The following is a 13,729-nucleotide window of genomic DNA, read 5'->3' as shown; positions in this document are numbered from 1 at the left end:
TATATATTAGCGGAAGGCATTTATTTTTTAAATGGCTTGTGGGAATTTTCTTAAATATGCTCGCCTCGCTTTTTATAGAAATCCTGCACAAGGACGGAGGAGGACGATATGCAAATTCGCGTCGCAGAAACTAAGACACCGTTATGGGTGCAAGCCACTGAAGTAGTGAAAGAGAAATTTCGCCGTTCTTATTCGGCGTCGGTTGAACCGAATCCACAATACTTTGCGGTCACCCAGGATCCGTCAGACCGTATTCTTGCCTGTGCCGGTATTACATTCGCGGACCACCGCACACTGTTTTCCGAGCAATACCTGGCGCAACCGATAGAAGTGATTTTGTCCCAGCGCCTGGAGAAAACCATCGACCGCTCAAACATTGTCGAGATCGGCAACCTGATCTCCCATCACCTGACGGCCGGCATGATTCTGGTCAACATGATTCCCCTGTTGTCCTGGTGCATGGGTGGGCATTACTTGTTGTGTACGGTGACACCCCGCGTTCGGCAAATGATGGAAAGTTGCCAAATCGATTTCGAGCCGCTGCTGACAGCAGACCCTGCGCGCCTGGGCGAGGAGGGTGGCAAGAACTGGGGGACTTATTACTCCAAATTGCCGGTCACCGGGTTCATCCGGGTAGACCCGCAGCGCTCGCGTTTCGCGGCCATGACGCTCAATACCTCGTTCACCCAACTGCCTGGCGATTCACTGGCGAGGGCGCAGCCATGAGCGGCGGATTTATCCATCACTTGCAAAGCGCGTTGCAAGACAATCGCCAGGCTGTCTGCGCGGTGGACTGGTCGGCGTCGGGCGGCGAGCCGGTGGCATTGACCTATGGCGAGCTGGAACATCGTGCCCTCAATCTGGCCGCCGAACTGCAACGGCGTTTTCCCAGCCCGGCCCATGGCGATCATGTGGTTTTGGGAATTGCCACGCGTAACAGCAGCGACTGGCTGGTGGCCGATCTTGCTTGCTTGTTTGCCGGGATTACCGCGTTACCGTTGCCATTGGCTTTCAGCCAGGCTCAGGCGGAGCACCTGGCCGAGCGTTGCGACGGGTTTGTAGTGGATGCCGCCGGGCAGCGGACACTGGCGCAGCGATGGAAGTTGAATTTCCCTGAAAGCCGTTTGCGCCACATCAGCGAGCCGGTCATCGAACAGCCTTTGTTGCATACGCCCGACGGTGATGAAGACTGGATCTGCAAAATCATTCACACCTCGGGCACGACCAGTCGCCCGAAGGGCGTGCAGTTGAGTACCCAGGCGGTCGGCGCCGTGCTGGCATCGCTGCGTCAACGTATGCCCGCCGATGCTCATCGCCGTTACCTGTCGCTGGTGCCCTTGAGTTTGCTGCTCGAACAGGTGACTGCCGCCTATCTACCGTTGCTGGCGGGCGGAACCGTGCATTTCTTGCCACCGAACGAAGCATTGCTCGGCGAGCCTGGGGCTTCGCCACAGCGTCTGGTCGAGTGGATCCTGCAGGTCCAGCCAACGGCCCTGACAGTGCCGCCGGTGATGGTCAACCGCTTCCTGGAACAAATGGACGAGGGCGGCGAGCAGGGCGAGAGACTGGCGCGCTATCTGCAATCGGGTGCGCATATTACCTGTGGCGGTGCGGCGGTCAGCATCGATGTACTGCGCGGACTGGAAGAACGGGGCATTGCTGTGTACCAAGGCTACGGCCTGTCCGAGAACGCCTCGGTGGTCAGCATGAACACCTTCGAACAGCAGCGCCTGGGCAGCGTGGGCAAACCCTTGCCCCATGTCCAGGTGCGTATCGGCGCCGACCAGACCATTGAGGTCAAGAGCAGCTCACTGTTCAGTGGCTATTCCGGCACGGACCCCAGTGCCTGCTCCATGTCTGCCGATGGCTGGATGGACACTGGAGACCTGGGCATGCTGGACGACGATGGCTACCTCTATGTGCACGGGCGTAAGAAGAACGTGATCTGCCTGCCCAACGGGCGCAACGTCAGCCCTGAACAGGTTGAGCTGGAGTATCGCAAATACCCCGGCGTCAACGATGCCGCAGTGTTTTTCGATGAGCACCATGGCCTGGTGGCGTTGCTGTGTGTCGAGTCGGCCCCCGCGCGCGATGAGCTGGTGGCCTGGTCCGCCCGGCGTTTTTCCGACATCGAAAGACCCAGCCGACTCTGGTTGTTGACCCAGGACGACCCGTTGATCGAGCAGCTTTACACCGTTACCGGCCGGCCAAAACGCGCCGACATCGCCACTGTTTTTTCCACTCTGCAAGGGACTGCATCCAATGACCACGCCTGCCTTTCACTTTGAAACCGCGGACATCTCTATCGTCGAGTCGCACCACTTCGCCAGCCTGGGCAAGAGCGAGCTGTATGAGCTGCTGGGCCATTACGGGGTCGTGCTGTTTCGTAACTGTATCCACAGCGCCGAAGATTTCAGCGCCTACGTCAAACAAAACAGTTCGCGGCTGAGCCTGGATCCGGCCCGCGTCATGGTGGGCGGCGCGGCACAGTTGGTGGACGCGGGACATCAGGCGGTTGGCCTGCACTGCGAAAACGGTAACTCGCCGTTCTGGCCGGACATGACCTGGTTCTATTGTCAGGAAGCACCACGCAAGGGGTCGCAAACGACGTTGTGTGACGGTGAGAAGGTGTTGGCGAAACTGTCTCCAGCCTGCCGCAGTTTTTTTGAAGAAAACCCTATCCGCTACAGCCGTACCGTTGCGGGGGAAAAGTGGCGTCGTTTGGTTTGCCACTATTCGCCAGCGTTGTCGGACCCGGCGGCCGTCGAAATCGAGGACCTGTGGCAAATCATCGGGGAGGACCCGCAGACGGTTATTTCCTTCAACCCGGCCGATGACTCCATTCACTACGCCTTCAGCACTCCGGCGATCCTCACGTCCGCGTTCAGCCAGCGTCCGGCCTTCGCCAACAGCATCCTGGGACCTTCCTTCAACTACGAAGCTCCGGTGATCGACACCGTGGGGGGGCAGCCGATTCCTGCTGGGTTTCTGCGGGAAATTGCCGAAGTGTCCGCCCAGTACACCTGCCCGGTTGGCTGGCGCGATCACGACGTGGTGATGATCGACAACCGTCGGGTCATGCACGGTCGTGAAACCATCGTCGACGAACGTCGACGCATCTTCAACGCCTTGAGCTATCGCTGAGACTCATCATGACGAACAACAACAAATACATTGTCAGCGGACAGTACGAGAGTTATCTCGATGGCGATGGCCGGCAGATTATCGACCTGAGCGGCGGGTTCGGTTTCCAGGTGCCGTCGGTGATCGAGGCGGTCAGTCGCCAAGCGGACATCATGGGGTTATCCAACCGGGTGCTGATGTCCCAACCGCTTATTGCCTTGTGCCGACGCCTGGCCGAGCTGCTGCCTGCGCCGCTCGTCAACTCTTATGTGTGCAGCTCCGGGGATGAGGCGTTCGAGGGCGCATTGAAGTTGTGCAAGGGCCTCAAGCCCAAGGGCAACACCATCGTGTTCATCCAGGGGGGGGATTATGGCGCGCTGACCTACGGACGTTGCCTCAGCGCCGCGCAAGATGATCTGGCCGTGCAGAGTTTTCTAGGGTTCAAGCGAGTGGCGATTCGGCATCTGGCTGACCTGGACACGGTGGACTGGAGCGATTGTTTCGCGGTGTGCCACAGCAACACCCGCGTGGATGCCAGCGGCCGATTGCAACTGCTCGATGCTGCACTGCTCGAGCAATTGCATGCCCGCGCAGCACAGGCTGGCGCGCCGGTCATCGCGGTCGACACCCACAGTTGCCTCGGTAGCCTGGGGACGCTGTTCGGTTTCCAGCGTTATCGTCCTGTCCCGGACATTGTCGTGCTTGGGGGCCCCTTGGGGGGCAGCGCGATTCCCATCGGCACCTATACCTGCAGCGAGCGCATGGCCTGGCAGGTCTATGGGCGCAGCAGTCCGGCCAAACACGGCAGCACCACCGCTGGTAATCCGATGGCGTGTGTAGCGGCCCTGGCAGCCCTGGATTATGTGCAGGCCCACGACTCGCCTCTGCATTGTCTGGAGAACGGTCAGCGGCTGGTGCAAACCCTGGCGCCATTCGGAGCGGTGGCCGTGGGTGGCTGGGTCAGTCTGCCGCTGGCCGATGATCTGCAGCCGTCCCTGCTGTGCGAAGCGCTTTACCAGCAAGGCGTTTATATCAGCCCACCCCGGGGCCGCGAATTGATCTTGCGCTGCCCGATCACTGCACGCCCCGAACAGATTCAACGTGCCGCCCACCTCATCAAGGAGACGCTAAGCCATGTCCTTACTCAGGCCGCATGAACAACTGCTGGATGATTGCCAGCGGCACTGGAGCGCCTCGGCGGCCAAGCTGTATCGCCTGGGCAAGACCAGCGTAGAACAGCAGACCGATGGCATCCATGTCACCGATCACACCGGCAAGCGCTTCATTGACTGCGCGTGCAGCTACGGGGTGTTTATCGTCGGGCATCGCAACCCGACGGTGCGTGAGCAGGTGCAGGCGCAATTGAATCAGTTGGCCTGGGTCCCGGAAGGCCGGCGCCATCCGCTTCAAGACAAGCTGTCCGAGCGGCTTTGCCAACTGGTGCCGGGAGAATGGGGCGACGTGCAATTCATGGTCTCGGGTGCCGAGGCCGTAGAGCAGAGTCTGCGTTATGTGCTGCGGATCCAGCCTCAGCGGCGCAGGATCGTCGTGATGAGCGGCTCTTATCATGGCAAGACTTTGGCGGCGATGAGCATTCTGGGCCAGCAACAGCACCACAGCAGTTATGGCATCGCTTGCCCCGAAGTGACCTGTGTCCCCTACGGCGATTTCGCCGCCCTGCAAAAGGCCGTGGGCGAGGGTGTCTGTGCGGTGTACGTCGAGCCGATTCTGGGCGGCGCTCATCTGCAGGTGCCCCCGGTGGGCTACATGGCCAACCTTCGAGCCTTGTGCGACGCCACGGGCACGCTGCTGGTGGCGGATGAAATCCAGACCGGTTTCGGCCGTTGCGGCAAATGGTTCGCCGTGCAATATGACGACGTGGTGCCTGACATCATGATCCTCTCCAAGGGTCTGACCGGCGGCTACACCTCGTTCGCTTGCGCCATGTACAGCCGGCGCCTGGCCACCCAGTATCCAATCAGCGAAATCGAGCCCGACACGCGAACCAATGGCGGGCATCCGCTAGCGTGTGCCTCGGCGCTCGCGGCCATCGACTACATCGAGCAACACAACCTGGTGGAGCTGTCGCGGGTCAACGGTGGGTTGCTGCGCCACGGTCTGCAACGACTGGCCTTGCGTTATCCGCACATCATCGAGGATGTGCCGGGCGTCGGCCTGATGACGGGCCTGCGCCTGCGTGGTTCGGTCTATGAGGCGCTGATGAGCATGGAGCTGGGCAAGCGTGGCGTCCACGCCGGGCATTCCATGAATGAAAAGGCCGAACGCCCGGTGCTGCGTTTTTATCCGCCGCTGAATATCACGCCCGAAGCCTTGCAGCATGTCCTGGCGATGATCGAAGAGTCCCTGCAAGCCATCGATCGGCGCCCGGCGCTGGCGGTGAAAGCGTTTTCCCTGGTGGTGCGCAACATGTATCTATTGCCCAACAAGTGGCTGCGCAGCAAGGAGGCGTCATGAGCCTGTTCAACCCCGATACGCTGACCCTGCGGGAAATGGCCGGTCTGCTGCGCCGTGGCGTGCTGACCAGTGTCACGTTGCTGGAGTTTTACCTGCAACGCATCGCTGAGCGTAACCGGCACATCAACGCACTGATCCAGCTGGCGCCAGTCGAGGAGCTGCGGCGCCAGGCTCGCGAGGCTGACGAGATGGCGCGCGTTGGCCAGATCAGTGGCCCGCTGCATGGGATTCCCATCACCATCAAGGATGTCCTGCATGTGCGTGGTTTCAAGATGTCCCGAGGGCTGGGGGAGCTGTTGGGCGAACCCAGTGAGCAGGACGCAACGGCCGTTGCCCGGCTTCGACAGGCCGGGGCGATCATTCTGGGCATCAGCAATGTGCCTGAGCTGTGCATGGCCTTCGAAACCGAAAACCTGGTCTACGGCCGGACCCTGAATCCCCACGACTTGCAACGCTCCGCCGGCGGCAGCAGCGGCGGTGAGGCAGCGGCGATCGCTGCCGGGTGTTCCCCGGCCGGGCTGGCGTCCGATGCATGTGGCAGTGTGCGGATACCGGCGCACTTCAATGGCATCTGCGGCTTGAAACTGACCCAGGGGCGGGTGCCGCTGACCGGCCAGTTTCCCAATGACCGTTCCGGGCTGTTCCACATGACCTCGGCCTTTGGCGTGATGGGCCGCTATGTCGATGACCTGGCGCTGCTGGGCCAATTGATCAGCGGTGCCGACGGGCAGGATCCGGACACCGTCGATGTACCGTTCACCGCCAGCGAGCCGCTGGCCAACCTGCGGGTGGCGCTGTTCTCGGCGTCGAGCCGCCCGCCGGTCAGCGCGGCGGTGAGCCAGGTATTGCAGCACGTCGAACGATGCCTGGGTCCGGTGGTGGCCGAGGTGAGCACGGTCGCGCCGCCGATGCTCGATGAGGCCTGTGATGTGCTGTGGCGGGTGTTCATCACCGGCGCTGACGCCGGTCGCGGTTGGCGGCAATTGTTCGAGTCCATGAACAAGCGACGTTTTACCCCGGCCATCGCTCAATTGCTGGACATGAGCGAGGCGGTGGAGTTGACCGTGGATGAGGTCAAACGCGACTGGATCATGATCGATACGTTTCGCTATGAGTTGGCGAAATTCTTCAAGCAGCATGACCTGTTCATCTGCCCGGTATTTCCGGACGTCGCGTTCCGTCACGGGGAGTCCCTGGAGGATCGCGACCGGTATGCCTTCGTGTTCCCGTTCAGCCTCAGCGGTTCCCCGGCAGTAGTGATCCGCGCCGGAACGGACCCGACTACCGGGATGCCTATCGGCATCCAGATTGTCGGGCCTCATTGGCAGGAAGAACGGTTGTTGGCAGTGGCTGCTTTCCTGGAGCGTGAGCTGGAGCGCTGGAGTCCGGTTACGCCCCGTCCGGCATCGACGTACTGACCGCCCTCAAGCCGTGACGGTTCTGGTGTTTCGGCTGCTGAGCACCAGTGCCAGCATGCCGATACCCACCAGGGCAGCACCGAGGATCTCGATCATCAGCGGTTGCTGCCTGAGCCAGAACCAGTGCAGTACGGTCACGAACAGGGTGCTGAGGTAGACATAGGAAACCACCGTGGACGGCGCGATTACCCCAATTGCCCGGTGCAACAGCCAGAAAGTGGCGAGGGTGCCGAACACGGCCAGGTACATCAGCCAGCCGATGTCCAGCGTCGACAACTGCAGAGCGCTGCGCCAGCCGCCGCTGAACAGGCAAAACACCAGCAGAAACAGCGCCCCGAACAGCATGTTCCAGAACGTCATCGTCACCGGGTCGCGGCCTTTCAGCGCGCGGACCTTGAACCGTTGGCTGAGGGGGGAATACAGCGCCATCGCCAGGCAACCGGCGCCGAAAACCAGCACGGGATAGAGCGCCGGCAATTGTCCCGGAGCCGACCCCTTGAGGGTCAGCAACACTGCGCCGATCGCTGCGGTCGACATCGGCAGCAGGCGGGTCTTGAGGCTTGGGTTGGGCAGCAGAAATACCTCGAACAACAAGGTCATCAACGGCACCAGCGTGTACAGCGTCGCGGTATTGACCGCCGAGGTGTAGCGCAACGCTTCGAACAACGAACCGAAGTACGTTGCCAGCAACAGGCCAAGTACGGCATGGGCCAGCAGGCCTTTGCCGGAGACCGGCGAGGTGTTTTTCAGCAGTAACAGCGGCAGGAACATCAGGGCGGAAAACAGCAGTCGCAAGCCGGTGAGCAGGATCGGATCGATTGACTGACTGACCTGCGCCGCGGCAAAGAACGACGCTGCGATCAGGATTGCCCAGATGAGCATGCCCCAGTGAGCGGCTGCGAAACCGACGTTTTTCATCAAGGTTCTATTCCTGCTTTCAAATACCGGAACGTCATGAGGGACAAATCGGCCGGCTGTCATGGTGAGTGTGAAAAACAGGGCCGCAGTCAACTGCAGCCCTTTGACGCCACTAGCTGATGTGTCGCGCGTAGTGTTTGGGATTGAAGCGCAGGACCATCACGATCATCAGCGCCATGACCGCGGTGAGCGACCACCAGGCCCATTCGAAGCTGCCCAACTGATCGCGGATCATCCCGGCAATCAACGGCGAGAGGCCGGCGATCAGGTAGCCGATACCTTGCACGAACGCCGTCAGACCACCGGCCCGACGTGGGTTGTCCAAGTGATCGAGGGACACGATCAGGCTCATTGGGAACAGACCGCCAATGCCCAGCCCCAGCAGGCAAGGCCACAACAGGCTGAAGCGGTCCGGGCTGAGGATCAGGCCGCAGAACCCCGCGATGATCAGGGCCAGCAAAACCGCCAGGACCAGGCGCTTATCCTGGCTGCGGTTGGCAATCGCCGGGGTGACGAGGCCGGACAATACTTCCATCGCGGTGAGGAACCCCAGCAGCAGGCCGGCGTGCTGTTCGCTCCAGCCTTTCTCCACGTAATACGGCGCCAGCCACGCCAGCACGCAGGTGTAGGAGGCGGTGCCGAGGCCGAAGAAGATCGCCAGCAGCCAGGCCCGCGAATTGCTGAAAAACGATTCCTGGCGCTGCGCCGGGGCAGCGGGCAAAGGCGTGACGGCCGCGCGCTGGGCGTACCAGCAGCCCAGGGCGATCAGCGCCAGCAGTGCCCAGATCGCCAGGCCGATACGCCAGCTGCCGGTCTGCTCCAGGACGAACGGTGAAAACGACGCCGCAAGCGCCGCGCCGCCCATGATGGACGTGACGTACAGGCCCATGAACAACGAGACATTGTCGGCGAAGCGCGATTTGATCAGCGCCGGCATCACGGCCTGGATCAGGGCGATACCGATCCCCGCCAGCACCGCGCTGATAATCAGCTCGACGGCGCTGTCCAGGTACAGGCGCGATGCCGTGGCGATGCCGATGATCAGCAGCGACAGCACGATGGTGCGGTGCTCACCGATGCGCAGGGCAATGCGCATGCCCAAGAACATCGCCAGACCCATGGCCATGACCGGCAACATGGTCAGTAACGAAGCGGTGCTGAAACTCAGCGGCACCTCGCCGCGAATGGCTGATAACAATGGCCCGACAGCCGCCATAGAGGGGCGCAGGTTCAGTGCCACCAACACCACGCTGACCATCAGCCAGACGGCGTGGGTGCTTGAAGTTCGAACGTTTTCCATAACAGAGCCTTGCTGGATAAAGCTCCATTTAGGCTGGGATGTGAGGGGTGGGGCAAACTGAAATCTGGTGGGGGGTATTTAAAAATCAGGTGCACTCCAAACCCCTGTTCAGTGGAGTCAGTCGTGCTATTCCATCGCCGGACTCAACGTCCCGAGCCATGCCACCAACGCCAGTATTACCACCGCCACGGACAACTCCAGAGCCATGCTGCGCCGCAGGGCATTGACCGCCACGCTGTGCTCCCCGGTCTGCCGAGCCTGTTCCAGCAACGGGCTCAGATGAAAACGATTCAGCGCGGCAAACACCAGCATCGCCGCGAACAACACGACTTTAAGCACCAGCAATTGACCATAGGTGCTATCCAGCAGCCCGTCGACGCGAGGACCGACGATGAACAGATAGTTCACCACCCCTGTCACACTGATCACCACCACAATCACCGCCCCGGCTGTTTCAAACCCGGTCAGGGTTCGCGCCAGGACCGGCAGCCGGTGTTCAGCACGGCGAAGTAGCAGGGCAAACGCAGTCAGGGCGCCCACCCAGCCGCCCGCCGCCCACAGGTGCAGAAAATCGGTGATGAAGTGCCAGTTACGGCGCAGGCCTTCGTCCATGGCGCCATGCCCGGCCCAGGCCAGTGTCGCCAGGGCCACGGCACCGCTGAGGGTGACCAGCCACAAGCTGACGGTCGGTGCCGGGTGGTTCAGGGCCACAGCAATTGTCGCCAGCAACAGCGCCGCGATCCGAACACTCCAGCTCACACCCACGTCGGTCTCGAACACCATCATTTCAATGTGCGGCAACAGCTCGTTCCAGTCGGTGACGCCGCTCATGGCCCAGGCCATGCACAGCATGGCGGCCACCGACAACAGCACGCCAAACAGCGCTGTGGTCAGCACAAGTGCTTTGAAGTGCACCACCACGCCCGAGATCCGCTCTGGACCGCGCAAGCTATACAGACCGAACGCGGCCAGGCCGAACAACACCATCAGATCCAGGTACAGGGCCAAGCGCAGAACAATGTTGAGCAGGTCAATGTTGATCGAGGCGCTCAAGTCACTTCACCTTGAACGTGACATTGCCGGTGATCGGGTGAGTATCGGACGACACCGCGCGCCACTGGACCTGGTAGGTGCCGGTGGTGAGCGGAGCGTTCGGGGTAATGACCATGGTTTTGGGGTCATCGCTGCCGGAGACCTTGGCCTTCATGGGCATGGGCGAGTGCGCCGACATGCCGGGCATCCCGGTCATGACCAGCTTGGCGCCGGAGAACTTGGTCATCAGGTTCTCGGAAAAATGCAGTTCGATCTTTGCCGGCGCCGCACCTTCAGCACCTTCAGCGGGCGTGGAGGAAAGCAGCTTTGGGTGCGCTTGGGCCAGGCCACTGATCAACAGGCCTGTGGACAGCGCGACGGTGACTACAGCGGTTCTGATAAATGACATGCAAGGACTCCTACAGCTCAGGTTTCTAGTTTTTTAGTTGACTGCGATTACAACCACCCTCAGAACCACATGCGCACGCCCAGCACCAGGCGTGCCTCGCTGCGGTCTTCGTTCTCTTCCCGGGCGTAGTCGGCAGTGTTGCCGTAGACGCGGTTCCAGGTGACGCCGATATAAGGGGCGAACTCACGGCGGATTTCGTAGCGCAGCCGCACACCCACTTCAGTGTCCGACAGCCCGGAGCCGACACCGCGATCGGGATCGTTCTTGCCGTAAAAGTTGGCTTCGGCGGTGGGTTGCAGGATCAGACGATTGGTCAGCAGGATGTCGTAGTCGCCTTCCAGGCGCACCGCACTCTGACCGCCTTCGCCGATGAACGCGGTGGCCTCGGCTTCAAAGTTATACAGCGCCATGCCCTGTACACCGAAGGCGGCCCAGGTTTGCGGGTCGCCCGGCTTGAAATCCTGGCGCACGCCGGCGACCAGGTCCCACCAGGGGCTGACGGCATGTCCCCACAGGGCCTGGAGTTCGGCTTCCTCGGTCTTGCCGTTGGTGCGTTCGCCTTCGGAGCGCAGCCACAAGCGATCGATGTCGCCGCCGATCCAGCCCGAGGCGTCCCAGCTCAGGGCACTGCCATCATCGGCGTCTTGCCATTCCAATTGGTCGATGAGCAAGAATGAATGGATGGCGCTGTCATGCACGGCATGGCCGCCATGGTCTTCGTAGACGGCGGCGCGGTCGGCGTCGGTCAGCTCGGGAATCGGCGTGCGGCTGCTGGTGGGGGCCGATTGCATCGGTTCCATACCCTGCATCGAGTCCATGCCTTGCATCTGGCTATGGTCCATCCCCTGCATCTGGCTGTGATCCATGCCTTGCATGGCATCGCTCGCGGCCCAGGCCGAGCCAGTGGCGCCCAGAGTGAGGCTGGCAAAAAGTGCCAGGGGGTAGTGAAAAATAGTGGTCATGGTCGGCTCCTCATTCCTGCACCCGAACTTCACGGAACATCCCCATCTCCATGTGGAACAGCAAGTGGCAGTGATATGCCCAGCGTCCGAGGGCGTCGGCGGTGACCCGGTAACTGCGTTTGGAGCCCGGCGGCACATCGATGGTGTGTTTACGCACCATGAACTGGCCATTCTCGTCCTCCAGATCGCTCCACATACCGTGCAGGTGGATGGGGTGAGTCATCATGGTGTCGTTGATCAGCACGATGCGCAGGCGCTCGCCGTACTTGAGCAGCAGCGGTGCGGCATCGGAGAACTTCACGCCGTTGAACGACCAGCTGAATTTCTCCATGTGGCCGGTCAGGTGCAGTTCGAGGGTGCGGCCCGGTTCACGCCCGTCGGGGTCGGGGAACGTGCTGCGCAGGTCCGAGTAGGTGAGGACCTTGCGACCGTTGTTGCGCAGGCCCATGCCCGGGTCGTCGAGCTTGGGGCTGACGCTCATGGCCTGCATGTCCACCAGCGGATTGTCTTTTTCGGAGTCTGGATGGGACAGCCCGTCGTCCATGCCTTGCATGGAACCGTGGTCCATCCCCGCCATCTGGCTGTGATCCATGCCCGCCATGCCCTGCATCGATCCGTGATCCATACCACCCATGCCCATGTCGTCCATGGTGACCAGTGGCCGTGGATCCAGCGGCGGCACCGTTGCCGAAAGACCGGAACGGGTCGCCAGGGTGCCGCAGGCGTAGCCGGTGCGATCCATCGATTGGGCAAACAGCGTATAGGCTTCTTCGCTTGGCTCGACGATAACGTCATAAGTTTCGGCCACGGCGATGCGCAGCTCATCGACGCTCACCGGTTTGACGTACTGTCCATCGGACGCCACCACGGTCATTTTCAGGCCGGGGATGCGCACGTCGAAATAGGTCATGGACGAGCCATTGATCAAGCGCAGGCGAAGGCGTTCGCCGGGTTTGAACAGACCGGTCCAGTTCATGTCCGGCGTCTGGCCGTTCATGAGGTAGGTGTAGGTGGCGCCACTGATGTCGGCCAGGTCGGTGGGGTTCATCTTCATTTCGGCCCACATCTTGCGATCGGCCACGGTGGCGGCCCAGCCGTTCTTGCCGACATCGTCAATGAAATCACCGACGGTGCGTTTGTTGTAGTTGTAGTAGTCCGATTGCTTCTTGAGCTTGCGGATGACATCGGCGGGGTCTTCGTCGGTCCAGTCGGTGAGCATCACCACGTAGTCGCGCTCGTACTGGAAGGGCTCGGGCTCCTTGGCGTCGATCACCAGTGGGCCGTAGACCCCGGACTGTTCCTGGAAGCCGGAATGACTGTGGTACCAGTAAGTACCGTTTTGCCGGACCTTGAATTGATAGACGTACATGCCATCGGGCTCGATGCCCTTGAAGCTCAACCCCGGCACGCCGTCCATGTTGGCCGGCAGCAGAATGCCGTGCCAGTGGATGGAGGTTGGATCTTTCAAACGGTTGCGCACCCGCAGGGTCACGGTGTCACCCTCACGCCAGCGCAGCAGCGGGCCGGGGATGCCGCCGTTGATGGTCTGGGCGGTGCGCGGATTGCCGGTGAAGTTGACCGGGCTTTCGCCGATGAACAGGTCGAATTCGGTGCCCGTCAGTACATTGGGTTGGCCGGGGCTGGTGACCGCCCAGACGGGCGCGCGCCACAAGCCCAGGCCAGCCAGGATGCCGCCGGCAGTCAGGCCTTTTACGAAGGTTCGCCGGGAAGTATTTGATTGCATGCCGTTTGAAGTCCGTCAGTCGATTTGCAGCGAGCACAGGGGCGTCCGTGTGCAGGGTTGAAAGAAAGATGACACAGGCGGGAACGCGAAGTGATTACATTTCAGTCAGGTTGACGGGGCTATGGGAGCAAGGCTTGCTTCGCGATGAAGGTCATGCGGTTTTTCAGAAGCCGAGGCGCCAGCTTCGCGGGCAAGCCTTGCTCCCACAGATAGAGCGCTGGCCACAGGGCACAGGTCAGAATGATCTTTTGCAACGGCGGGTTATTCTGTAGCCTTGCCGGCTTCACGCTATACCGTGCCTGATTGATACCCACTTTCCCGGCGGTACCCGAGTGGTCCGGAGCCGGG

12 protein-coding genes are annotated in these 13,729 nt (G+C 61.2%); 6 read left to right on the top strand and 6 right to left on the bottom strand.

What is annotated here, in order from left to right; genetic code table 11:
• Positions 1–108: 108 nt before the first annotated feature.
• Genes PSH91_RS20900 through PSH91_RS20875 form a run of 6 tightly spaced genes read left to right on the top strand, consistent with a single transcriptional unit; the run spans position 109 to position 7,016 of the window.
• Positions 109–726: a thermostable hemolysin gene (locus PSH91_RS20900; RefSeq protein ID WP_047227059.1), complete on the top strand. Its 618-nt coding sequence runs from the start codon at positions 109–111 to the stop codon at positions 724–726.
• The gene (locus PSH91_RS20895; RefSeq protein WP_274089938.1) at positions 723–2,288 is read left to right on the top strand and encodes an AMP-binding protein; all 1,566 of its coding nucleotides are present in this window, start codon (positions 723–725) and stop codon (positions 2,286–2,288) included. The genes PSH91_RS20900 and PSH91_RS20895 overlap by 4 nt, the downstream gene beginning before the upstream one ends.
• Entirely contained in the window at positions 2,263–3,144 is an 882-nt protein-coding gene (locus PSH91_RS20890) for a TauD/TfdA family dioxygenase (RefSeq protein ID WP_047227057.1), read from the top strand. The genes PSH91_RS20895 and PSH91_RS20890 overlap by 26 nt, the downstream gene beginning before the upstream one ends.
• Positions 3,145–3,152: 8 nt before the next feature.
• Positions 3,153–4,280: an aminotransferase class III-fold pyridoxal phosphate-dependent enzyme gene (locus tag PSH91_RS20885; protein ID WP_076383699.1), complete on the top strand. Its 1,128-nt coding sequence runs from the start codon at positions 3,153–3,155 to the stop codon at positions 4,278–4,280.
• Complete coding sequence (locus PSH91_RS20880) at positions 4,258–5,598, top strand: aspartate aminotransferase family protein (protein WP_305466649.1); 1,341 nt, start codon at positions 4,258–4,260, stop codon at positions 5,596–5,598. Before PSH91_RS20885 ends, PSH91_RS20880 begins: the two co-directional genes overlap by 23 nt.
• Complete coding sequence (locus PSH91_RS20875) at positions 5,595–7,016, top strand: amidase (RefSeq protein WP_177513902.1); 1,422 nt, start codon at positions 5,595–5,597, stop codon at positions 7,014–7,016. The genes PSH91_RS20880 and PSH91_RS20875 overlap by 4 nt, the downstream gene beginning before the upstream one ends.
• 6 nt (positions 7,017–7,022) lie before the next feature.
• On the opposite strand, the gene PSH91_RS20870 is transcribed toward PSH91_RS20875, so the two are convergent.
• The 6 genes from PSH91_RS20870 to PSH91_RS20845 all read right to left on the bottom strand — a co-directional run bounded on the left by PSH91_RS20870 (position 7,023) and on the right by PSH91_RS20845 (position 13,381).
• Positions 7,023–7,934 (bottom strand): DMT family transporter, encoded by a 912-nt coding sequence (locus PSH91_RS20870; protein ID WP_047227054.1) that lies wholly within the window; start codon positions 7,932–7,934, stop codon positions 7,023–7,025.
• Between the two features lie 112 nt (positions 7,935–8,046).
• Positions 8,047–9,234 carry a cyanate transporter gene (locus PSH91_RS20865; RefSeq protein ID WP_076383701.1) on the bottom strand — a complete coding sequence of 396 codons (1,188 nt, stop codon included), beginning with the start codon at positions 9,232–9,234 and terminating at the stop codon, positions 8,047–8,049.
• 126 nt (positions 9,235–9,360) lie between these two features.
• Entirely contained in the window at positions 9,361–10,221 is an 861-nt protein-coding gene (copD, locus tag PSH91_RS20860; protein ID WP_076386566.1) for a copper homeostasis membrane protein CopD, read from the bottom strand.
• A 67-nt stretch (positions 10,222–10,288) separates the two neighbouring features.
• Positions 10,289–10,675, bottom strand: a complete 387-nt coding sequence (gene copC / locus PSH91_RS20855; protein ID WP_047227052.1) for a copper homeostasis periplasmic binding protein CopC — start codon at positions 10,673–10,675, stop codon at positions 10,289–10,291.
• A gap of 59 nt (positions 10,676–10,734) precedes the next feature.
• Positions 10,735–11,637 carry a copper resistance protein B gene (locus tag PSH91_RS20850; RefSeq protein ID WP_305466648.1) on the bottom strand — a complete coding sequence of 301 codons (903 nt, stop codon included), beginning with the start codon at positions 11,635–11,637 and terminating at the stop codon, positions 10,735–10,737.
• A gap of 10 nt (positions 11,638–11,647) precedes the next feature.
• Positions 11,648–13,381: a copper resistance system multicopper oxidase gene (locus PSH91_RS20845; RefSeq protein WP_188252007.1), complete on the bottom strand. Its 1,734-nt coding sequence runs from the start codon at positions 13,379–13,381 to the stop codon at positions 11,648–11,650.
• Positions 13,382–13,729: the final 348 nt, after the last annotated feature.

The organism is Pseudomonas sp. FP1154 (assembly GCF_030687245.1).
Classification (GTDB): domain Bacteria; phylum Pseudomonadota; class Gammaproteobacteria; order Pseudomonadales; family Pseudomonadaceae; genus Aquipseudomonas; species Aquipseudomonas rhizophila.
The sequence above is the reverse complement of the archived record's forward strand: the minus strand, read 5'-3'. Positions and strand labels throughout refer to the sequence as shown.